We start from the raw sequence: 22,059 nt of genomic DNA, 5'->3' as shown, positions 1-22,059 counted from the left end.
TTGCGCATAAATAGCTATCTTAAGGTGGAGTAAGGCAGGGTCGTCTTTTATGGTGAATGTAGGTTGTGTTTTCTACCTGCCTATACTTGAAAAGAATGATTGATTGCCTGATGTTTTAGATTGAATAAAGATGCATAAAATCCGAATATCCCTGTTTAGCACCTTGTTGGCAGCAGGCTTGCTAGCCTGTGGGTCAGGTAGCGAAGGAGAACCCGAACCGCAGCCAGAGCCTGTAAGCGAAATCAGCCCCGACACAAAGCCAGAAGGAGAGGCGATAGCTTTCCCGGGAGCAGAGGGATTTGGGAAAATTACAACCGGTGGACGGGGCGGTAAAGTATACATCGTCACTAATTTGAATGACAGCGGCGCCGGCAGTCTGCGCGAAGCCGTAAACGCATTCGGCGCCAGAACAATCGTGTTTGCCGTTTCAGGCACCATCGATCTTAAGTCCTCGCTCACCATACGCAACGGCGACATCACCATCGCAGGCCAGTCCGCTCCGGGCGATGGTATCTGTATTCGCAACTTCCCGGTTACAGTGAATGCTGACAATGTGATCGTGCGTTACATGCGCTTCCGGATGGGAGATGCCAATGGTGTAGAAGGCGATGCGCTGGGAGGCCGTAACAGGAAGAACATCATCATCGACCATTGCTCTATCAGTTGGGCTACCGACGAGGTGGCCTCCTTTTATGACAACGAAAACTTCACCATGCAGTGGTGCCTGGTATCGGAGAGCCTGAATGAGTCGGTGCACACGAAAGGAGCACACGGTTACGGCGGCATGTGGGGTGGCATGGGCGCTTCGTTTCACCACAACCTGCTGGCGCACCACAACAGCCGTTTGCCGCGGTTTAATGGCGCACGCTACCACAAGCAGCCGGCAAAAGAAGTGGTTGATTACGTGAACAACGTGGTCTACAACTGGGGCGGTAACAGCAGCTACGGCGGCGAAGAGGGAAACCACAACATGGTGAACAACTACTACAAAGCGGGCCCTGCTACCTCCTCCTCCAAGAGCAGCAGAATAGTGAACCCAAGTATAAGCGATGAGTTTGGCTACGGCAAATTTTACGTTTCCGGCAATTTGGTGGCAGGCAATGCGGCCGTTTCGGCTGATAACTGGAATGGTGGGGTGCAGGGAGCACCGATTGCAGAAGTTAAGGCAGCGCAGCCTTTCAATGTCGTGGCTATACCTGAGCAAACTGCTACTGCCGCTTATGAAGAACTTTTAAATAAAGTAGGAGCCAGCCTGCACCGCGATGCGGTAGACCAGCGGGTAATTGCCGATGTACGGGCAGGCACCGGAGCAAACGGCAAGAACGGCAACGGCCTCATCGACTCGCAGGAAGATGTGGGCGGTTGGCCTGAGTTAAGATCAGAAACGGCTCCGGCAGATGCGGACAAAGACGGTATTCCAGATACCTGGGAAAACCAGAACGGCCTCAACCCAAACGAACCAAAGGATGGCAGCTACTACAAAAAAGGCACAGCCTATACTTACCTGGAAGTATACCTGAACAGTTTGGTAGAATAACGTTTTATCTCACCCCAACCCTCTCCTAAAAGCAGGAGAGGGAGTTCAGACCAAGTTGCAAAAACAGCGGCTACCTGAACCGATTCCAGTCCTTGGGTTGAGCGCCTTGTAATTGATGCGGTGCCCGTCAAGGGCAGCCCGCAGCGGAGCGAGGAGCAGCTTCAATTGCACAGCGCGATGCCCGAGGACGAGGCCTCGCGGCCGTGAGCGCTCCAAGGTATGAGGTGAAACGATAGGTATTTGGGAACTGGAGGATGAACGGTAACGAGAAAGGATAACTTGGTTGGAGTTGCGGCAAGCAGAAGCTATGGAAGTATAGCAGAAGCAGTTTAAGGCACAAGCGGACGCTTGCGCCAGATAAGCATTCAGGGAATGAACAGCAGCAAAGATGTGTAGCAAAAGATAAAGACAGTAGTCATTCATCAGAAGACAATGAAAGCACAAAGCATACTTTACATAGCCCTCCTGCTTGGCAGCCTGACTAATTGCACACCAAAAGCAACAAACCGAGCTGCCTTGCCTGCAGAAACTACGCAACAAGCCATTGCTTTTCCGGGAGCGGAAGGTGCGGGTAGGCACACCACTGGAGGCCGGGGCGGTAACGTATTTATAGTAAGTAACCTGAACGACAGCGGTCCCGGGAGCCTGCGTGAAGCGGTTCAGCAGCAGGGGCCACGCACAATTGTCTTTGCCGTCTCCGGTACTATTGAGCTGCAATCAAAGCTAAGTATAGATATGGGAGATGTGACCATTGCAGGCCAGTCTGCTCCCGGCGATGGTATCTGCATCAAAGGCTATCCGGTGACTGTGGCTGCTGATAATGTAATCATCCGGTACATGCGTTTTCGGATGGGCAATGAGCACAATCAGGAGGCAGACGCTTTAGGAGGGCGGCAGCACAAAAACATCATCGTAGACCATTGCTCTGTCAGTTGGTCGGTGGATGAATGCGTATCTTTTTACACTAACGAAGACTTTACCTTACAGTGGTCCATCATCTCCGAAAGCCTCAACTCCTCGCTCCACGCGAAAGGGAACCATGGCTACGGCGGTATCTGGGGAGGCAAACGTGCTTCGTTTCACCACAACTTGTTTGCCCACCACAACAGCCGTAACCCCCGTTTTTCTGGTTCCAAGTATGAAACCGATGTACCCAGCCGCCAGCTGGATTACCGAAACAACGTGATCTACAACTGGGGTATGAACAGCGCCTACGGTGGTGAAGAGGGCGAGCATAACATGGTGAACAACTACTACAAGTCCGGTCCGGCCACACCCGCAGCCGTGAAGAGCCGCATTGTGAATCCATCAAAACCCTACGGGAAGTTTTATGTGCAGGGCAATTATGTGGTAGGTGATGAGAAAGTAAGTCAGGACAACTGGGCGGGCGGCGTGCAGTGTGATGACCCAGCCATAACACGTAGCAGTAGCCCTTTTAACTTTGCACCTGTCACCACAACTTCGGCGCAGGAGGCGTACCAGCAGGTGTTGGCTTCAGCCGGTGCTTCTCTGAGAAGAGATGCCGTTGATACCCGTGTGATAGCGGAAGTGAGAACAGGCACCGCCACGTTTACAGGCGCAAAAAGCGGCAAGCCCGGCATCATCGACTCGCAGGAAGAGGTGGGCGGCTGGCCCGAGCTAAAATCGTTACCGGCTCCGGCAGATGCAGATAGGGATGGCATGCCAGATAGTTGGGAGCAAGAGCACAAGCTTAATCCAAACAATGCTGCCGACGCGGCTGCCTTTGCCCTTGCGAAGCAATACACGAACCTGGAAGTGTACCTGAACAGCCTGGTGCAACAGGAGTCAGCACAGTAAAATTAATGCTACCGTTGCCTTGCTTGCATGAAGTATAGCCAGCGGCAAAACAGATATCAGTAATTTTAAACATGTCTAAACGTTCCTTCTATACTACGCTTTGCAGATGTATCAGCTTTAGCCTGGTACTCGCCGTAACTTGTGCTGGCGCCTTTGCCCAGCAGGTAAAATCTGATGTGGGCAACTTTTACCCGCTGCTGGATGCCTATTCGAGCAAGAGCAACGCGAGCTTATCATACCTGGCAAAAGATTGGAAGAACACGGAGAAGTGGCGGAAAAACGCAAAGGCGAAGCTGCACGAGTTACTGGCTTTTGATCCGGCGCCAGCCCCTCTCAACACAGAAGTACTTAGCACGACCAAACGGGAGGGCTACACGCAGTACCTGGTGCGCTACAACCTAAATGCACTGCAGCAAACGGAGGCGTTTCTACTTGTGCCAGATAACTTCACCAAGCCTGCCCCAGCCGTCATTGCCCTGCACGACCACGGCGGTTTCTACTTCTTTGGGAAGGAAAAACACACCCTGACGGATGATCAGCCAGCAATTTTGAAGGAGTACATTGAGAACCTGTACGAGGGCAGGCACTATGCGGATGAGCTGGCCAAGCGGGGCTTTGTGGTGCTCTGTCCGGATGCCATTTACTTTGGCTCCCAAAAGTTAGATCCCGCAACGTTAGTGGATAACAAAGGCTATTTCGAGAAAATAGAGGGTGCCAATGAAAGTGAGCGCATCAAGATCTACAACAAGCAGGTGGCCGGGCCGAACGAGGTAGCCATGAATAAAACCATACTTACCTCCGGCACTACCTGGCTGGGCATCATTGCGCAAAACGACAGAGTGGCGGTAGACTTTCTGCTGTCGCGGCCAGAGGTGGACCCGGAGCGGATTGGCAGCATCGGGCTGTCATTGGGAGGCCTGCGCAGTACGTACCTTTTCGGACTGGACCCAAGAATTAAAACAGGCGTGGTGGCTGCTTTCTCGACCACGTACAACGAAATGCTGCAGCAGCACGCCCACCACACTTGGATGATGTATGTGCCGCGGCAGTACGAGTTTCTGGATTTGCCGGATGTGGCCTCCCTGAATGCGCCGCGCCCTTTGCTGGTGCTGAATTGCAAGCAGGACAAGCTCTTCAGCATGGAGGGAATGCAGGCGGCAGAACAGAGACTATCGCGTATCTATACCAAAATGAAAGCGCCGGAAAAATTCTCTTCCCGGTATTACGATGTGCCACACTCCATGACGATCCAAATGCAGGAAGACGCCATTGCCTGGCTGGAGAAGTGGCTAAAGTAGGTTTTGGACACAAGGCACAGGTATAAAGAAATAAGACTTTGGTGATAAAACTTCAAAGCGGCTTGGCTGACAATACAAAAAGCTGAAGTAGTACTAAATAAGAGAAACAAATAGCCATCGGTTCAAAAGAAATATAGAATGAAACTAGAACACTTTGCGCTGAATGTGGAAGACCCGCAGGCGATGACAGAATGGTATGTAGCGCACCTTGGGCTAAAGGTAGTAAAACAGCAAAAAGAAGCTCCCTTCATGACTTTCCTGGCTGATGACAGCGGCCGGATCATGATAGAGGTTTACCGGAACCCTGCTAACGAAGTACCACCTTACCGCACCATGAACCCCTTGCTCGTGCATCTGGCTTTCGTTTCAGAAAACCCAGACAACGACCGGTACCGGTTGCTGCAAGCAGGAGCCAGCCTGGAGTCAGACCAGAAATTGGAGGATGGTTCGCACCTGGTGATGCTGCGCGACCCTTGGGGGCTGGCGGTGCAGCTGTGCAAAAGAGGTACGCCCATGCTCAAAGCGAAAGAAGAAGAAAATCAAAAGTCCAGCGTGCATTAATAATTACAAACTATGAAGATCTATAGGTATGTGCGAACACTCTGCATCCTTGCCCTGCTACTAACCATGGCTGGCTGTACTAAAAAAAGCACTGTTGCCACGCAACCGGAAGCGGCTGCAGGTACAAACGAAAACACTACTTCAGATCCGTGGCAGCAGGTGGAGGGTATACTTGCCCAAATCGTACCGCCTACTTTTCCTGACAAGGATTTTGATGTGACCACCTATGGCGCGGTAGGAGACGGCAAAACAGATAACTCAGAGGCGATTCGAAAAGCCATCCAGGCCTGCAGCAGTGCTGGCGGTGGGCGCGTGGTGGTGCCAGCCGGCAAGTACCTGACCGGCCCCATCTACCTGGAAAGCAACGTAAACCTGCATGTGGAGAAGGATGCCAGAGTCTTGTTCTCTACTAATCCGAAAGATTATTTGCCTTTGGTTTACACGCGTTGGGAAGGGGTGGAGTTGATGAATTATTCTCCGCTCATCTATGCGTTCGAAGAGAAGAATATTGCCGTTACGGGCGAGGGTGTACTGGACGGACAGGCCAATGAAACCAACTGGTGGCCATGGAAAGGAAACAAGCGACATGGCTGGCAAGTGGGCACGCCTAACCAGAACGATTCTGATAAAAGAGCTGCTTTGTTTGAGATGGCAGAAAACAATGTGCCGGTAAGCGAGCGCAAGTTTGGGGAGGGCTATTACCTGCGTCCGCAGTTCGTGCAGCCGTACCGCTGTGAGAATGTGCTCATCGAGGGCGTGACGATCGTAAACTCGCCCATGTGGATTCTGAACCCGGTGCTGTGCAACAATGTGACGATACAGGGCGTGACGGTGGAGAGCCAGGGGCCGAACTCAGACGGCTGCGACCCGGAATCCTGTAAAAACGTGCTCATCAAAGACTGCTTTTTTAACACCGGCGACGACTGCATTGCCATCAAATCCGGCAGAAACGCCGACGGACGCAGAATAAATGTGCCAAGCGAAAACATCATCATACAAGGCTGTACCATGGCAAACGGACATGGCGGTGTGGTGATCGGAAGCGAAATTTCGGGTGGTGTACGGAATGTGTTTGCGGAGAACTGCACCATGAACAGTCCTTTGTTGGATAGAGCCTTACGAATCAAAACGAGTTCTATGCGCGGCGGCGTGGTTGAGAATGTGTACCTGCGCAACATTGAGGTGGGCCAGGTGGCAGAGCAGGTCATACGGGTGAACATGTTTTACGAGGATGAAGGTCCTTATATACCGACTGTACGCAATGTGGAAGTGCGGAACATGACGGTGCAGAATGGGGGTGATGTAGGTGTTCTGTTAGAAGGCTATGCCGAGTCGCCGGTACAGAATCTGCGCCTGATCAATGTGCAGATCAACAATGTGAAGGAGCCTTACAAGTTCTCAAACGTGAAGAACATCGAGTTCGAAAACGTTACCATCAACGGCAAGCCGATTATACTTCCAGACAGTATTTCGCCGGCAGGGTAGAGGTGAATCCCTGCCCCTGCGGTTAAATAAATCATCCAGAGAAAGAATACCCAGTTATAAAGAATACCCAGTTATACTATGAAAGGATACTTGTGCCTGTTTATACTTCTGGTAGCCACATTACAGCTAGCGGCGCAGCCCAAAGTTTACCCTAGCTCGTTTACGGTGGCGCAGGACGGCAGCGGCGATTTTAATACCATACAGGAGGCCGTAAATGCCGTGCGTGACTTGTCGCAGCAGCAGGTGACAATACACATCAAGAATGGCGTGTACCGGGAGAAACTGGTTATCCCATCCTGGAAAACGAAGATCTCGCTGGTGGGCGAAAGCAAGGACAGCACCATCATCACCAACAGCGATTTTTCGGGCAAACCGTTTCCGGGAAAGGACTTCACCGGCAACGAGAAGTATAGCACCTATACTTCGTACACGGTACTGGTGCAGGGCAATGATTTTGTGGCCGAGAATTTAACCATCGAAAACGCTGCGGGTCCGGTGGGGCAGGCGGTGGCGCTGCACGTGGAAGGTGACAGGGCCATCATTCGCAACTGCCGGTTGATCGGGAACCAGGATACGCTGTATGCCGCTACAGAGGGCAGCAGGCAGTTGTATCAGGACTGCTACATCGAAGGCACGACGGACTTTATTTTTGGGGAGGCAACGGTTGTGTTCCTGAACTGCACGATCAAAAGCCTGAAAGATTCTTACATCACGGCGGCGGCAACTTCGCCTGATCAGAAGTATGGCTTTGTGTTTATCGATTGCAAGCTGATTGCCGATGCCGCCGCAACCAAAGTATACCTGGGCCGGCCATGGCGGCCCTACTCCAAAACCGTGTTCCTCAACTCCGAAATGGGCAACCACATTCGCCCGGAAGGCTGGGACAACTGGCGAAATCCGGAAAATGAAAAGACGGTGCTGTACGCGGAGTATAACTCAAAAGGAGCCGGAGCCAATGCAAAGAGCAGGGTGAACTGGTCAAGGCAACTGACGGCAAAGGAGGCGAAGCAGTATACCCTGGAGAACATCTTCCCGGAGTGGAAACCGCTGCAGCGGAAGTAAAAGGAAGTATGATGAAGGGAAAATCAGCTAAATTAATGGGTTGCTGCCTGGTGCTAAATATGCTGCTGGTAGGATGCGTGGCCAGCAGGCAAAGCCGTCAGGAAGTGTGGCAACTCAACTCACTTGAGACTATAAGCGGGTACACGCCACAAGTATGGGGGCAGCCAAAAGTGGTAAAGGCAGAAGGAAAGAAGGCGATACAATTTGATGGCAAGGAGGATGGCCTATTATTAGGCGTAAACCCGATTGCCGGCGCAGATGCCTTCACGATAGAGGTAGAGTTCAAGCCTGCTGCCGCTTATCCGGAAAATGTTGAGCAGCGCTTCCTGCACATCCAGGACCCAAACAACGATAAACGCCGCATCCTGATCGAGCTGCGGCTGAATGATAAAGGGCAATGGTATCCGGACCTGTTCATGCGTACCGAAAACGCCTCCCTCACGCTGATTGACTCCACCAGAACACACCCGGTAAATAAGTGGGCAAGTATAAGACTGGCCTACAAAGACGGCCAACTGAAAGGCTATGTAAATGGTGAAGAGGAGCTGTCAGGCGAGATTGAATACCTTCCCATCAGTTCCACTGCTAAAACCTCTATTGGCACCCGCATGGATAAGCGATCCTGGTTTAACGGTGCCATCAGAGTTGTGAAGTTTAGCAAGACGGTGGAGTAGCAGGTATTAAATCTGCTCCTAACCAAAGTAGGGAGGCAATTCTTATTGGGAGTCAGAACAGACATAAAAATAAAAAGGCCCTCATAAAATAAGAGGGCCTTTTTGCAAATCAACCTAATCAAATATTTAAAGTGAAATACCGCGTTTCCAGGGAATGAAGTCATCCTGGTCAAGTTGCTGTGCTTTTGTTTTGATGTTACCGCTGGCAACCTCTATAATATAGTCTAGCATCTCCGCGCCCATCTCCTCAATGGTTTTCTCGCCTGCAATCACGGGGCCTGTGTCAACGTCGATGATGTCTGGCATGCGCTCCGCCAGTTTGGAGTTGGAGGATACTTTGACAACCGGCGTTACCGGGTTGCCTGTTGGCGTGCCCAAACCAGTTGTGAAGAGTATAACGTTGGCACCGGAGCCGGCCATCGCTGTGGTACTTTCCACATCGTTGCCAGGCGTGCAAAGCAGGTTCAGGCCTGGCTTCGTCGCATATTCAGTGTAGTCCAGCACATCCACCACCGGAGAAGTACCGCCTTTCTTGGCAGCACCCGCCGATTTAATAGCGTCTGTGATCAAACCGTCCTTGATGTTGCCCGGGCTTGGGTTCATATCGAAACCAGAACCTACGGCCTCTGCCGCATGCGCGTAAGCGCGCATCAGGTGCACAAAGCGATCGGCTGTTTTGTCATCCACACAGCGGTTGATGATTTCCTGCTCCACACCGCACAACTCAGGGAATTCTGATAACATAGACTTTCCGCCCAGTGCCACGATCAAATCGGATACCTGGCCTACGGCTGGGTTTGCCGAAATGCCGGAGAAACCGTCAGATCCGCCGCACTCCAGGCCAATCACCAGTTTGCTAAGCGGCGCCGGCTGGCGTGTTATTTTATCAGCCTCAATCAGGCCAAGGAAAGTTCTTCTGATAGCTTGGGTTAACAGTTCCTGCTCGGTACCTTCCTGCTGCTGCTCCAGCACGATCAGCGGCTTGGAGAAGTTCGGGTTCAGGGCACGAAGTTTTTCCTCCAGGATGCCTACCTGCGCGTTCTGGCAACCCAGGCTAAGCACTGTCGCGCCGGCCACATTCGGGTTGTGGATGTAACCAGCCAGCAGGGCACAAAGTGCGTCAGAATCCTGGCGGATACCGCCGCAACCGCCCTCGTGGGTCAGAAATTTGATGCCGTCGATGTTTTCAAATATGCGTCGGTGCCCGTTGCTCATTTGGCCCTGTAGCGGCAGTTGTGCAATGGCGTCCACGTTTCCGGCCTGGTACAGCTCCACCATCTGCTGCACATAAGATTTGTACAGGTCCTGGCGTCCAAAGCCAAGTTCCTCCAGAAAAGCCTGCTTGATAATGTTAACGTTGCGGTTCTCGCAGAACACCAACGGGATCACGAGCCACGTGTTGGATGTGCCTACCTGTCCGTCTTCGCGGTGAAAGCCCATAAAGGTTTTGCCTTCCCACCGGGATACATCAGGCGCCTGCCACTCAAATGACTTGTTTTTGCCGCTGAAGGTATTAGCCTGGTGCTTTACGTTTTCTGTTGAGATTCTGGTGCCGGCCGGGATAGGCAATACCGCCTTGCCAACCAGGGTGCCATACATGATGATCTCCTCTCCGGGCGCCATGTCCTGCTGCGTGAACTTGTGCTTGGCTGGCACAGCCTCTACTAGCGAAAGGGAAATGCTGTCGTACGTAATGGGTTCTCCGGCGGGTAAATCTGTCAGCGCAACCAAAACATTATCGTTCGGGTGCACTTTTAGTATCTTGTGTGACATGCTTTTCTTTTATTAATTGCGCAATCGATTGCGCTTATGCAAATAATATAAATAAATTAGAGAAATAGAAATTATAAGGCTAAAATTATTGGGTGACCGCTCACTTTTGCGCACCTGATAGCTGCCAGCTTAACAAGAATAAATCCTCTTTGTAACGGTACAACAAGCGCCAACGGGAACAAAGGCACTCTACATAAAGCAACAAATAGCATGTTAAAACAATTCTCATTAGAAGGAAAAGTAGTTGTGATCACGGGAGCCACCGGCGTACTGGGGGAAGCCTTCTCGCTTGCAGCCGCAGGCGCCGGTGCCAGGGTGGCTGTCTTGGGCCGTAACAAGGAGCGGGCAGAAAAACGCGTTGCAGCCATTCAGGCAGCGGGCGGCGAGGCGATGGCCATACTTGGCGATGTGCTGGACGAGGCGGCCATGCATGCCGCAAAAGCGGAAATACTGCAGCAGTGGGGTACTATCGACGGGCTAGTGAATGCGGCTGGAGGCAACATTCCGGGTGCCACCATCGGGCCGGATCACAACATCTTCGATGCCAAAATAGAGGACAGCCGCCGAGCCGTGGACCTGAACCTGTTCGGCACGGTTATTCCCACGCAGGTGTTTGGCAGGGTGATGGCCGAAAAAGGCAAAGGCTCCATCGTGAATGTCTCCTCCATTGCGGCCCAGCGCCCGCTTACCCGCGTGCTGGGCTACACGCTGGCCAAAACAGCCATAGATGCCTATACAAAGTGGATGGCGGTGGAGTTGGGCCAACGGTATGGCGATGGCATTCGGGTCAATTCGCTGGCACCGGGTGTATTCCTGACTGAGCAAAACAGAAGCCTGCTCCTGAACGAAGAAGGAAGTTATACGGATAGGGCGCAGAAGTTTGTCCAGAACACGCCCTTTCAGCGCCTGGGTAATCCCGAAGAGCTTACAGGCACACTGATTTACCTGCTTAGCGACGCCTCCCGGTTTGTAACCGGCGAAACCCTATTGGTGGATGGCGGCTTTAGTGCCTACAGCGGCGTATAAGGTTAATTATGCCTTAGGTAAAGGCCTCATTTAATGTTCTTTTTTATTTTCGTTATAGTAGGTGCTGTTGCCATTTGTTCTGCCGAAAGGCACATAACATGTAGAAACATTAATTTAATACTGCGTTTTTTCAAATTGTTTAACTAAGGCGTATATTTGTGGCTTGCCTTCGAAACAGTGGCTGCCGGCCGTTTCCTGCAACGCAAGCATGTTCCCGACAAATGGTAGTCACTTTAGTGTAATTAGTAGTATGGTCAAGACAAAAAAAGAGGTTATACTGGACACAGCCCTAAGCCTGTTTGCCGATAAAGGATACGATGCCACCCCTACCAGCCTTATCGCCAGAGAGGCCGGTGTGTCAGAAGGGCTTATCTTTAAGCATTATCAAAACAAGGAGAATCTTTTGGAGGCTGTGGTGAAGGCAGGTTACAGGCGCATTACCGACAAGAGCAAAGGGTTGGTGGTGGAGGACGATCCTGCCAAACTGATCTGCAACATTCTCGACATGCCGCAGAAGCTGGTGGAGGACGAGCGGAACTTCTGGCGCATGCAATTCAGGTTGGTAGACGAGGAGATATCGCAGAAGCACCACATCCGCTTTTCGCACTCGGTGATGCAGAAGCTGGTGGAGGCCTTTAAGAAATTGGGCTATAAAGAACCTGAATTGGAGTCTGAAGTAATCATGCTGATGGTGGAGGGGCTCTGGCGCCAGTTTCTGCACGACCCGGACCAGGCGCACTTCACCAAGATGCTCGACCTCATTAAATCAAAGTATAAAGGCGAGGCGGCCTGATCATAAATGACATTCGTAATAAGAGAGGCTTTGTTCAGTTAATCTGGATGAAGCCTTTTGCTTTGGTGTACTCCGGAGGAATGGCACCCATTGGGTAAACCTAGACTTAAGCGGTAAGTATATCCAAGCCAACAAAACACTATTTCGGGTTAGCATTTGGTAAGGCCTGGGCAACTTACCAGCAGGTGCTCTTACTGTTGCAGAATGTCAGAAATGTTTACCTGGTCAAGGTAGGGGTGCAGGCCTGTGTGGTTGCAGAGGCTGCGGGCAAGCACAAACCGGTCTCTCCTGGGCTCAAACCAAACCTCGGCAAAAAAGGAGTTGAAATGGTAGAGGCGGATTACGTACTGCGACCTGTACCGCACGGCCAGGTAAGTTCCATGCCGCAGGATGAGGTCCGTGCGCTGCTCCAAAGGCTGTCGGTTAAACTGGTTAAGGTTCATGGGGAAGGTGCAAAAGGGTAAAAAGCAGCCATGTGCCGGTATAGCCTTATACGAAGCTGCGCCGCGTGCTGCTATCCGCTGTTCTAAATAACGCGAAACACACAGGGTTCAGTATGCTGCAGCTGCACGTGTACCGACCCATGCTGTGTTATGGCAGTGCAAATTCCTGGGTGACGCTCCATTTTTTTTCACCGGCTGGTGCTTCCTTCGTGCCGAATGTGTTTCTTTGCAGCCTAAATTCTAAACCTTCTTTATGATGCGTAAACTCAAGAACCTGGTGCTGGTAGTGATGGCACTCACGCTGGTGTCTTCCTGCACTGTTTCCAGGAAAAAACCGACAAGTGTGGGCAAGGTGATAATAGTTAAGGATGCAAAAAAGAGCAGCGACAACGGACTGCACAAAGGGTGGTATAAAAATCCAAACAACCCGCATCACCCGCTAACCACTAACCCGGGTCATACCAAGCAGAAAGGCAAAGCCGCGAAGGCAGCCCCCAAAAAGGCGGCTCCAAAGAAGAAGACAGGCAAAGGCTAAGCTTAGCTGTAAAAAGCATTTAAAATGGCTGCAGTATACCTTTAGAAGTATGCTGCAGCCATTTTTGATTTTATTCAATAAATATTTTAACTAAACATTGTAATTACAATATATAGATTTTACCTTTGATATGAATATTAATATATAAAATTGCTAGTATCATGATGAGAGGAATTTTGATCGCCTTATTAGCCTGTGTGATTTCTTTTTCAGCTGAGGCTTCAGCAAAGGCGGCTGTTGCAAAAGGACCGGCAAAGAGCCTGTCGATACTTTCCAACAATGTGATCGGGAAGATATTCAGCAAAAATGACAGGCCGAATGTGCGCTATGTAAAGGTGGCAGCCAAAAAGAAAAGACAAGCCCAGTCGCACCGCCGCTCGTTGCTGCGCAGCCAAAGCGTACGCTAAATATACTTTTGCCTGCTGTCAGCGTATAAGCGGCTATGGCAACAGATAACACACGCTACACGCGCACCCCTCGCTCGGAAAACCTGAAATGGGTGGACTACATGGTGCACCTGATGGACAACCAGTTCAAGCTTCCGGGCACCAACTTCCGCTTTGGCCTGGACCCGCTGCTGGGCTTCGTTCCGGTAGCCGGCGATCTGGCCTCTTTCGGCATGTCGGCGGTGCTGGTGCTGACGATGGCCCGCCATGGTGCCAGTGGCAAGCTGGTAGCGCTTATGCTGGTAAATATTGGCCTTGATGCCCTGATCGGGAGCATTCCGCTGGTGGGCAACATCTTCGACTTCGCCTTTAAGGCAAACCAACGCAACGTGCGGCTGCTGCGCGCCTATTACGAAGAGGGCAAATACCGGGGCAGCGGCAAGAACATCATTATCGGCGCTATCATCGGTTTGGTGGTTTTGTTGGGTTTGCTGCTCTGGGCGCTGTGGGAACTGGCCGAGTGGGTGTATTCCTGGCTGGCGTCATACTTCTAGCCGGCCCATCTCCCTGGCCACCTCCAGCGCTTTTATGGCGCTTTCTTCCTTGTCCTTTATCTCCAGCATGATGTCCATGTTCAGGCCTTCAGTCTCGGCCAGGAAGTCGTGAAACAGCTGCTCCTCTATACTTTGCGTGTGCTTGCCCCTGCGCTCGCCTTGCGCCTGAGAGCTGTAGTCCATCATCAGAATGCCGTCCCGCTCCGGTTGCCAGGTAGCGGCAGCCATCTCCACTGCCTCGCGCATCGGCTCACCGTTGTTCACGCACTCGTGGTGGAAGTTATCAAAAATAACGGGCACCCCTGTTAGTTCATTTAGCTCCAGGCAGTCCTGCAGGGTGTACGTGCGGTCGTCATTCTCCACGCAGAGGCGCGCCTTTACTGCATCGGGTAGCATGGTATGGTATACTTCGGCAAAGCGCTGCATGGCCGAAGGTTTGTCGCCGTAGGCCCCGCCCCCGTGAATCTGCAGCTTAGCCGTGGCATCCAGCTCCATCAAATCCAATACGCTTCCCTGGTACACCAGCTCAGCAATGCTGTTGCGCACCGTTGTCTCGTTGGGCGAGTTGAGGACCACAAACTGGTCAGGGTGCATGGAGATGCGCATGTTGTTGTTCTTGATGTAAGCTCCAAGCCTCCGGAACGTCAGTTTGAAATGTTCCTGCCAGTTATACTTGTTCACCTCATGCGAGGCAAAGGGAACCAGGCCGGAGGAGAGGCGGAAGAAGTAGAGCCCGTGCTGTACGTTGTACTCCAGGATGCGGCGCAGGCAGGCAAGGTTCTGCTCCACCGTCTCGATCAGGCGCTCCTCAGAGTAGGAGGCTAACCGGAAGGTGCGGGAGGAGGAGCAGTCGAGGGTTTGGTTGATGCAGGGGTATCCGATTTTCATAGCATAGGTGTTAAGTATGTATGTAACCTACGCAGGCAACCGTTGTTTGGCTGCCTTACTGGTTGCTGGTGCTGTCTTTAAAGAAGCTGTTGTAGCGCGCCTCCTCTGCCTTTATGCGTTCCGCCTCGGCCTGTCTTTGCTTTTCTGCCCCTGCCTCCAGGTGCTTCTTCAACTGCCTGCGCTGCATTCCTTCCCTGGAGAAATAGGAGGCTGGGTTCAGCACCATGTTCGGGAGGGACTCTTCAGGTGGGGGAGGCGGCTCCAGCGCGGGGTTATAGCCCGGCCGCTGCACCAGCGCCCGCTTTTCTGGTGCCTTGCTGTGTAAAATCCGCCGCATCTCTTCCTCCGAGGGCATGCTCCGCACCTGCACCTCCTGCAGCAGCACACTGTCTTCCTGAAGTATAAGTATGAGGGGTTTACCAGACACGGCCTGTTCATCTACCAGGTATAGCACCGGTTTAAAGCCTACTGCACGTACCAGCAGCGAATCCAGCGGCTGTGCCGGAACGCTGAAACGGCCTGCCGCATCCGTAATGGTGACAGTGTTTGCATTGATGTTTGTGATTCCCGCTCCCAGGAGAGGTGTCTTTCCGTCAGAGCCGAGTACCACGCCGTGCACCTGTACCCGTTGCGCACGCGCCGGAAATACATACAGCAGAAGCAGGAGGGTCAGGGAAGTATAAATACTGGCGGGTGGCGGCATCGGGTTTGTTTTCGGTTGAGGGTAGCATGGCAAACGCTGCGTTAGCAGGGTAAAACCTTATACTATCAGAAGAGTCTTTTCCCGACGGTATGGTTGCATAAGCAAAATGCCCCGGGCTGTAGAGCCAGGGGCATTTTGCTTATTGATATCCGGTATTGTCCTTGAAGTACTTATTGTATTCCTCCCGTTCCTTCCGCCGGCGCTCCGCTTCCTGCAGTGCCTCCTCCTGTGCCTTGACTTCCTGTAACTGGCGCTTTTGCTTGCCCTCGCTCGAGAACATGTCGTACATCAGGTTAATGGGGTTCAGGATGGTGGGGGCAGGCGGCGCCTTCGGTGGTGGTGGCTCAAACCCCGGGAGGTAATTGGGGTTCTCGGTCTGGCTGGCGGTTTCGCGTTTCATGTTGCGCAGGGCACGGTCTATCATTTCCTGCGAGGGACGGCTGGTTACCTCTACCTCGCCCAGCATCACGCTGTCTTCCCGCAGCACAATGGTCACTCGCAGTTCCGACACAGGCAGGGCCTTTGGCAGGTATAGCAAAGGCTTAAAACCCAGTGCCCGGATCATCAGCGTATCTTCCTGCGCCACATCAATCAAGAACTTTCCCTCGGCATCAGACACAACGCCCATGTTGGTGTTCACCTTCATAATGGTGGCACCGGGTATGGGCGTGGTGCGGTCCTGCTCCAGTACCGTTCCGCTAATCCGTATGCTCCGCTGGCCCAATGCAGGCAGGCTGCAGCATAGCAGCAACAGGGGGAGAAGGTATAGGAGTAGGGTTCGGTGCATGAAAAACGTACAGATGCTGCTGGTTTGGGATTTCTTAGAATTAAGATCTAAAATAGTGCTTGTTTCGAAAGCGAGCGTAAGTATAACTTCAGACCAAAGCCACTGTTGCCCATCACCTTCCTTAATACGCCCAACCTGGCCAAAAAGTATGCCAGCGGTTACAAATATATACTTGCGGCTATGTAAAACAAGGAAGCAGGCACAGCGGTACCCTTACAAAAGATAAAGCGCCTGCAGCCACCAAGGCTGCAAGCGCTCTAGTTTAAGGAGATCAAACTACTGCTGCGTAGTAGTGCCTCCTGTGGTGCTGCCTGCTTTGGTCTTGGTCTGGGTCGTGCCGGTGGTGCTGTTGCCAGAATCACCGTTGCCGTTGTTGCCAGAATTGCCATTGTTGCCATTACCGTTGTTGCCGTTGCCCGTGCCATCTGCTGGTGCCGCACCGTCTGCCTGCTCTGATGCTCTCACGGCCTCCGCTGCATCCGGGGTAGGGGCTGGCGTAGCGCCAGGCTTGTTATACCTTTTATCTAGGTCGCTTAGCTGCATATCCGGGTCATAGTATACTTTCACCATTTCGATGGCCACGCTGTTTTCCAGTTCGCGGCGTGTGGCAGACTCCAGCCCGGTGGTGCTGAACGCATAGTACTGGTTAGGCTGTGGGGCTCTCGGGCCGCCGGTACCTGGTTCTCTGTCACCGTAACCACGGATGTGCAGCGGGTTTACCTCCTCATCGTCATTTGAGTCCTGGGTCTCGGTGGTTGTGCCAAAGCCAGATATCTCTTCGTAGCAAGAGGTGGTAAGAAAAAGTGTAGCAATGGCAAAAGCCGGAAGAATTACTTTTCTCATGTTATATGCGATAGTTATAAAACAATGTTAATGAGGTGCTTACAACGCAGCGCGTTGGTGTTGCCTCCTAAGTAATACGCTGCCATACCCCCAATGTTTGTCAGGTTGCGGGAATGGCGCGGCAAGGTAGCCAAATTGCGGAACTGAGGCAAGAAAAAAGCACCAGCCGTACTGGCTGGTGCCCTATATTTTATACGTGCAACGGTTACGCGCGCTTCAGCTCGAACACCGTGATCTCCGGCAGAAAGCCCACGCGCCCCGGATAACCCAAAAAGCCGAGGCCCGTGTTTACGTACAGGTGCTGGCGGCCTTTTTTGTAAAGCCCTGCCCACTGCTTGTACACGTACTGCACCGGGCTCCACTTCCAGCCGGGTATGTTCACGCCAAACTGCATACCGTGGGTGTGCCCCGATAATGTCAGGTCGATGTCCTGGAAATCTTTGTTGATCTCGCCATCCCAGTGCGAAGGGTCGTGCGAGAGCAGCACCTTGAACGGCACGTTCTCGGTTCCCTGGTAGGCCTGCCCGAGGCGGCCATACTTCGGAAAGCCCGCGCGGTTGCCCCAGTTCTCCACGCCCAGCACCGCTATCTGCTCGCCGTTTCGCTCAATAATCCGGTTCTCGTTCAGGAGCAGCTGCCAGCCCATGCGGCGGTGGCTGTCTAGCATGGCGCGCATGTTCTCTGCCTTGGCTGCCGGGTTCGGCCAGTCGCGCACATAATCCGCGTAATCGTGGTTGCCCAATACCGAGTAAACGGCTGTTTTAGCACGTATCTCGCTTAGAGCCGGAATGTGCGGCTGCACCTCGGAGGCCAGGTTGTTCACCAAATCGCCGGTAAAGAACACCAGGTCGGCCTCCTGCTTGTTTATGAGTTGCACGGCTTCTCTCAAAGGCTCCTCCGACATAAAGCTACCGGTGTGCAGGTCAGAGATCTGCAGCATCTTAAAACCATCGAAAGAGGCGGGCAGGTTCGGGAAGCGCAGCGTAACGCGCTTTACTTGGTAATCGTAGGCGCCCTTTGCCATACCGTAGATAAACGCTGTAAAAGGCACGGCCGCAACCAACAGGCCCAACTGGCTCAGAAACTTGCTGCGTGATGCATCAAACGCTACCTCGCTGGATGTAGCATTCATCACGACTTTGCCGATGCGTACAATATCATCCACAAAAAGGAAGAGCACCACCACCATCTTGGAGGCAAAAAAGATAAACAACGTGCTGGCCAGGTACGTCTGGAAATTTGTTGGCGGCGTGCCGCGCGTGGCTGAAGCCAGGGCGAACGTAACGGCAGTCACCACAAAAACAGACCAGTACAGGAAGTAAATGATGTTTCGGACAACCGGAGGTATATTTTGTGTAACCAGCCTGATGGCCTGGAAAACGTACAGGTCCAGGAGGAAGAGTATCAGGAATATGATTCCGGTGGAGATTAATTTTTGCATATAAGTATAAAACCGCCAGCTTTTGAAATTTAGAGGCTACGGCTAGTCGTTTTAGTATAAATTGTGCTTAAAAAATATATTATATAAGCAATTCATTGTTCAGGCTGAACTTATTCTGTCTGAATCTGATTTCACTTGCATCTCCTTATAATCAAAATCTGTACCGCAAGTGAAAGACAACGAAGCCACTGCCACACTGCCATACGCGCAGCCGCTAAACATCAAGACCTGGGCCGAGGAGGACAGGCCACGCGAGAAGCTGCTGCTGAAAGGAAAAGCCGCGCTTTCCGATGCAGAACTCATTGCCATTCTTATTGGTTCGGGCACCACGAAATTAACGGCGGTGGATGTGGGCAAAATTATTCTGTCGGCAGTGGGCAATGATCTGAACGAACTGGCCAGGCTGTCGGTAAAGGACCTGACAAAGCACCCGGGCATAGGGGAGGCGAAGGCCATCTCGATTGTGAGCGCGTTGGAGTTGGGCCGCCGGCGCAAAGAAACGGCAGCTACCGCTAAAACGCGCATCACCTGCTCCACCGACATTTACAATTACATAAAGCCGCAGCTGCTCGACCTACCGCACGAAGAGTTCTGGATTATCCTGCTGAACCGCGCCAACGTAGTGATGAAAAAGGAAAGCATCAGTTCCGGCGGTGTGGCAGGCACCGTGGCAGACCCCAAGATCATATTCAAACGGGCGCTGGAGCACCTGGCCAGCTCCGTCATACTGGTGCACAACCATCCCAGCGGCAACACCAAACCTAGCGCCGCCGACATTGCCCTCACCAAAAAAGCTAAGGAAGCCGGCCAGTTTCTCGACCTGCCCATCCTCGACCACATCATCTTCACCGACAACGACTACTACAGCTTCGCTGATGAGGGAATCCTTTGAGTTAGAAAGTTAAAAAGTTGTTTTTATGAATGAGGTGCGGTTGGGTAACTTTGAATTTGCGGAAGGGTTTAAGATGCGGACGTAGGCTTTTGCGTTGCGGGTGATGAAGCTTTCGCAGGCGTTGCCTGCTAGACTTGAGTCACAAGTAATAGGGAAGCAGCTATTGCGGGCAGCAACTTCTGTGGCTGCCAATTACCGGGCCGCTTGCCGTGCAAGGTCTTCTGCGGAATTTGCAGCCAAGATAGGTATTGTGCTGGAAGAGGCAGATGAATCACTGTTTTGGCTTGAGATGCTGGAAGAGTCTCAAATTATTGCGGCTCACAAATTGGTGCAGCTAAAGCAGGAAGCCGCCGAACTGACAGCCATACTTACCAGCATTAGAAAGTCAGCAGCAAGAAAAAATAACTTTCAAACTCCCCAACCTCCAAACTTTCTAACTTAAAATCAGTCTTCCGGCAATATCTCTTGGACCCGGCCCACTTCTCCGGTCTCCAACCTTACTTTTATGCCGTGGGGGTGATTGGGGGAGTTGGTGAGGATGTCCTGGACATAGCCTTCGGTGAGTTCGCCGGAGCGCTGGTCCTGCTTCTGCACGATGTTTACGTGGGTGCCCGGTTTGATATTGGCTCTTTTTCTGCCGTCCATGGGAAATATGAAGTATGGGTTAGGCTGCAAAATACGCAGTAACCACACAGGAGTTCAATTTGCGGCCGGCATCTGCTGAAACCAGGCAGTGGCGGATACCGGAATCATACGTTAGGTTGGCCCTGAAACGGAAGCGGCTTAGTGCTTTTCCAGGTGCCGTGTTTGCTTGTGCTTTTCTTCCTGTTCCCGCTCGCAGGACTGCCGCATGTGGTGCAGAATAATTGCCAGCCCCAGCGTAAGGCCGCCAAGTATGAGGTAAAGGCCCAGGTGGTGCTCCGACAGGTTCAGCACACGAACAACCACACCACTAACTACTAATAAAAATCCTATCAGGTAAAGCAGATTATCCAGAGCTTGTTGTTTCATGGGTTCTTACTTTGGTAGAACAAGAGTGCCTTTTACAGTACTGTAGCATTGTAAAAAGGCAAATTAATCTTATTTATACTTAAACAACGGTTATCAGGTTGTTTTTCGTGCCCAATTCTACGCGAGTACCTTTTACATCCTGAAAAGCTTAACTAAGCTTCAGGTACCAGCGCCATGCTGGCAACTATATATTTTAAAAAGAGCACCTACCGAAACTTCCGTTCCGGGTAAATTTATGCATTAAGGTTTAGAATGTACAGTTAAAGTATAAATTTATGCGGGGTGTCTCCTTTTCTAAACTGTTGATGATGATAAAGTTGCGGTGTAGTAGAACAGCAAACGCAGAAGGGGGACATACCTTGGGAGGTACTGCTTTAAGCAGCTACTGTTAGCAGTTTATACTTCAATGTTATGATACTTCAGCCATTCCTTTACTTTGCCCAGGTACATTTTCAGGTAGTTCTCAGTGAAGAACATGTTTGAGAAATTGTCGAATCTTTCGGCTTGAATACCGAGGTAGTAGATCCAGATGGCTAGCCCTGCATACGGAATCAGCTTTAACTCTTCGTCTGGAACAGGAGCGATGCTTTGGTAGCCTTCCAGAAAGCTCCTTCGCTTCTTTTCGTAGGCAGTTTTGTCCTGCTCCACGTAAAACAGTTGCATGCAGTAGTAGCCTATATCCAACACAAACCAGCCGTTACCGGCATTGTCAAAGTCAAATAAGGTAATTTTACCATCATCGGTTATGGTCATGTTGTCATACCAGATATCCAGGTGCACAATGCCGGATCGTAAGCTTGCTGCGGTAGCCTTGTCAAAAACTGTGTTTAGCAGTGCGCCTGATGCCTTAACAAATTCCATTTCCGCTAACGATTCAGGAAAAAAAGCCTTTATGCGTTGGTAAGGCAGTTCGGCTAGAGTATGCGTGTTATAGGTTGTTCGGTTGATGTTTTCACTAGCTGTTCGCTGGTGGATTTTTGCCATCATGGCGCCTATGGCATGACTAAGTTCCGCTGTAAGGTGACGTACTTTCCCTCCCTCGCCAAATGAGAAAAGCACGGCATGCCTCTCTCCTTCAGGGGCATTGATGTGCTGCACATACGTGCCGTCTTTGGCTGGAAGTGGGTACGAAACACCTATGTTGCTTTCTTTGAGCATGTTCAACAGCCTTATTTCCTCTGCTATTTCAGTTGCCGTGCGTTTGTTGTAGCTGTAAACCCTCAGAACAAACTGCTTGCCTGCTGCAGTCACCAGGTAGGTGTGGTTCATGTTGGTTCTGAATAGCCTGCAGGCGGTATCCGCGCCGAGTGAATACCTTTCTGCCACCCACAAGGACAGGTGCATGGCAGAGAGTGTTGAATCAATCACAGGAAATGTCGTCATCTGTATCTAAATGGATGGTGGCTGATTTGTGAGGCGTCAGAAACCGCAGCGCTCTTACTTCCTGATCGGCTGCGAAATGGAATAGCCTGCCTAGTTACGCAAACCAGGCATAAAGTCCTAAAGCCAGCATAAACAGAAATAGGCATTCTATACTTTGCGTCCCAAA

24 protein-coding genes are annotated in these 22,059 nt (G+C 51.7%); 14 read left to right on the top strand and 10 right to left on the bottom strand.

The genetic code is table 11. The annotated features are described in order from the left end of the window. The first annotated feature begins 130 nt into the window (after positions 1-130). The 7 genes from A0W33_RS04935 (at position 131) to A0W33_RS04905 (ending at position 8,435) form a co-directional block, all read left to right on the top strand. Positions 131-1,537 carry a pectate lyase family protein gene (locus tag A0W33_RS04935; protein ID WP_068837134.1) on the top strand — a complete coding sequence of 469 codons (1,407 nt, stop codon included), beginning with the start codon at positions 131-133 and terminating at the stop codon, positions 1,535-1,537. A 432-nt stretch (positions 1,538-1,969) separates the two neighbouring features. Then, entirely contained in the window at positions 1,970-3,355 is a 1,386-nt protein-coding gene (locus A0W33_RS04930) for a pectate lyase family protein (protein WP_068837133.1), read from the top strand. A gap of 71 nt (positions 3,356-3,426) precedes the next feature. After that, a complete protein-coding gene (locus tag A0W33_RS04925) occupies positions 3,427-4,653 on the top strand; it encodes a dienelactone hydrolase family protein (RefSeq protein WP_068837132.1) in 1,227 nt (408 codons plus the stop codon). A 138-nt stretch (positions 4,654-4,791) separates the two neighbouring features. Further along, positions 4,792-5,214: a VOC family protein gene (locus A0W33_RS04920; RefSeq protein WP_068837131.1), complete on the top strand. Its 423-nt coding sequence runs from the start codon at positions 4,792-4,794 to the stop codon at positions 5,212-5,214. A 12-nt stretch (positions 5,215-5,226) separates the two neighbouring features. After that, positions 5,227-6,699: a glycoside hydrolase family 28 protein gene (locus A0W33_RS04915; protein WP_229802228.1), complete on the top strand. Its 1,473-nt coding sequence runs from the start codon at positions 5,227-5,229 to the stop codon at positions 6,697-6,699. 78 nt (positions 6,700-6,777) lie between these two features. Further along, positions 6,778-7,761: a pectinesterase family protein gene (locus A0W33_RS04910; RefSeq protein ID WP_068837129.1), complete on the top strand. Its 984-nt coding sequence runs from the start codon at positions 6,778-6,780 to the stop codon at positions 7,759-7,761. After that, the gene (locus A0W33_RS04905; protein ID WP_244888618.1) at positions 7,737-8,435 is read left to right on the top strand and encodes a LamG domain-containing protein; all 699 of its coding nucleotides are present in this window, start codon (positions 7,737-7,739) and stop codon (positions 8,433-8,435) included. Before A0W33_RS04910 ends, A0W33_RS04905 begins: the two co-directional genes overlap by 25 nt. A 126-nt stretch (positions 8,436-8,561) precedes the next feature. Here A0W33_RS04905 and A0W33_RS04900 read toward each other — a convergent pair whose 3' ends face one another. Beyond that, entirely contained in the window at positions 8,562-10,208 is a 1,647-nt protein-coding gene (locus A0W33_RS04900) for a UxaA family hydrolase (protein WP_068837127.1), read from the bottom strand. A gap of 210 nt (positions 10,209-10,418) precedes the next feature. Between A0W33_RS04900 and A0W33_RS04895 the strand changes: the two genes are divergently transcribed. Beyond that, entirely contained in the window at positions 10,419-11,234 is an 816-nt protein-coding gene (locus A0W33_RS04895) for an SDR family oxidoreductase (protein WP_068837126.1), read from the top strand. Between the two features lie 250 nt (positions 11,235-11,484). After that, on the top strand, positions 11,485-12,027 hold the full coding sequence (locus A0W33_RS04890) for a TetR/AcrR family transcriptional regulator (protein ID WP_068837125.1): 543 nt from the start codon (positions 11,485-11,487) through the stop codon (positions 12,025-12,027). A 191-nt stretch (positions 12,028-12,218) separates the two neighbouring features. Here A0W33_RS04890 and A0W33_RS04885 read toward each other — a convergent pair whose 3' ends face one another. After that, positions 12,219-12,470 (bottom strand): hypothetical protein, encoded by a 252-nt coding sequence (locus A0W33_RS04885; protein WP_068837124.1) that lies wholly within the window; start codon positions 12,468-12,470, stop codon positions 12,219-12,221. Between the two features lie 253 nt (positions 12,471-12,723). Here A0W33_RS04885 and A0W33_RS04880 point away from each other — a divergent pair, with 253 nt between their 5' ends. The 3 genes from A0W33_RS04880 (at position 12,724) to A0W33_RS04870 (ending at position 13,945) form a co-directional block, all read left to right on the top strand. After that, the gene (locus A0W33_RS04880) at positions 12,724-13,005 is read left to right on the top strand and encodes a hypothetical protein (protein ID WP_068837123.1); all 282 of its coding nucleotides are present in this window, start codon (positions 12,724-12,726) and stop codon (positions 13,003-13,005) included. Between the two features lie 161 nt (positions 13,006-13,166). Beyond that, positions 13,167-13,412, top strand: a complete 246-nt coding sequence (locus tag A0W33_RS04875) for a hypothetical protein (protein WP_139237206.1) — start codon at positions 13,167-13,169, stop codon at positions 13,410-13,412. A 35-nt stretch (positions 13,413-13,447) separates the two neighbouring features. Beyond that, on the top strand, positions 13,448-13,945 hold the full coding sequence (locus tag A0W33_RS04870; RefSeq protein WP_068837121.1) for a DUF4112 domain-containing protein: 498 nt from the start codon (positions 13,448-13,450) through the stop codon (positions 13,943-13,945). On the opposite strand, the gene uvsE is transcribed toward A0W33_RS04870, so the two are convergent. From uvsE to A0W33_RS04845, 5 genes are all read right to left on the bottom strand, one after another. Further along, complete coding sequence (uvsE, locus tag A0W33_RS04865) at positions 13,934-14,833, bottom strand: UV DNA damage repair endonuclease UvsE (protein WP_068837120.1); 900 nt, start codon at positions 14,831-14,833, stop codon at positions 13,934-13,936. The two genes, A0W33_RS04870 and uvsE, sit on opposite strands and share 12 nt — an antisense overlap. 55 nt (positions 14,834-14,888) lie before the next feature. Continuing rightward, the gene (locus tag A0W33_RS04860; RefSeq protein ID WP_068837119.1) at positions 14,889-15,536 is read right to left on the bottom strand and encodes a peptidase associated/transthyretin-like domain-containing protein; all 648 of its coding nucleotides are present in this window, start codon (positions 15,534-15,536) and stop codon (positions 14,889-14,891) included. 139 nt (positions 15,537-15,675) lie between these two features. Beyond that, positions 15,676-16,323, bottom strand: a complete 648-nt coding sequence (locus tag A0W33_RS04855; RefSeq protein WP_068837118.1) for a carboxypeptidase-like regulatory domain-containing protein — start codon at positions 16,321-16,323, stop codon at positions 15,676-15,678. A gap of 276 nt (positions 16,324-16,599) precedes the next feature. After that, the gene (locus A0W33_RS04850) at positions 16,600-17,166 is read right to left on the bottom strand and encodes a hypothetical protein (protein ID WP_068837117.1); all 567 of its coding nucleotides are present in this window, start codon (positions 17,164-17,166) and stop codon (positions 16,600-16,602) included. A 205-nt stretch (positions 17,167-17,371) separates the two neighbouring features. Continuing rightward, positions 17,372-18,607 (bottom strand): metallophosphoesterase, encoded by a 1,236-nt coding sequence (locus tag A0W33_RS04845; RefSeq protein WP_068837116.1) that lies wholly within the window; start codon positions 18,605-18,607, stop codon positions 17,372-17,374. A gap of 169 nt (positions 18,608-18,776) precedes the next feature. On the opposite strand from A0W33_RS04845, the gene radC reads away from it, so the two are divergent. Beyond that, positions 18,777-19,499, top strand: coding sequence for a RadC family protein (gene radC, locus A0W33_RS04840; protein WP_229802233.1), 723 nt, complete (start codon positions 18,777-18,779; stop codon positions 19,497-19,499). Positions 19,500-19,599: 100 nt separating this feature from the next. Continuing rightward, complete coding sequence (locus A0W33_RS04835; RefSeq protein WP_262502139.1) at positions 19,600-19,941, top strand: four helix bundle protein; 342 nt, start codon at positions 19,600-19,602, stop codon at positions 19,939-19,941. A gap of 2 nt (positions 19,942-19,943) precedes the next feature. Here the strand turns inward: A0W33_RS04835 and A0W33_RS04830 are convergent, their stop codons facing one another. The 3 genes from A0W33_RS04830 to A0W33_RS04820 all read right to left on the bottom strand — a co-directional run bounded on the left by A0W33_RS04830 (position 19,944) and on the right by A0W33_RS04820 (position 21,893). Beyond that, positions 19,944-20,144 carry a YwbE family protein gene (locus A0W33_RS04830; RefSeq protein WP_068837114.1) on the bottom strand — a complete coding sequence of 67 codons (201 nt, stop codon included), beginning with the start codon at positions 20,142-20,144 and terminating at the stop codon, positions 19,944-19,946. Positions 20,145-20,282: 138 nt separating this feature from the next. Next, positions 20,283-20,510 (bottom strand): hypothetical protein, encoded by a 228-nt coding sequence (locus A0W33_RS04825; RefSeq protein WP_068837113.1) that lies wholly within the window; start codon positions 20,508-20,510, stop codon positions 20,283-20,285. 396 nt (positions 20,511-20,906) lie between these two features. Beyond that, the gene (locus tag A0W33_RS04820; protein WP_068837112.1) at positions 20,907-21,893 is read right to left on the bottom strand and encodes a phosphotransferase; all 987 of its coding nucleotides are present in this window, start codon (positions 21,891-21,893) and stop codon (positions 20,907-20,909) included. Positions 21,894-22,059 lie beyond the last annotated feature (166 nt).

This window comes from Pontibacter akesuensis (assembly GCF_001611675.1).
GTDB lineage: Bacteria > Bacteroidota > Bacteroidia > Cytophagales > Hymenobacteraceae > Pontibacter > Pontibacter akesuensis.
The sequence above is the reverse complement of the archived record's forward strand: the minus strand, read 5'-3'. Positions and strand labels throughout refer to the sequence as shown.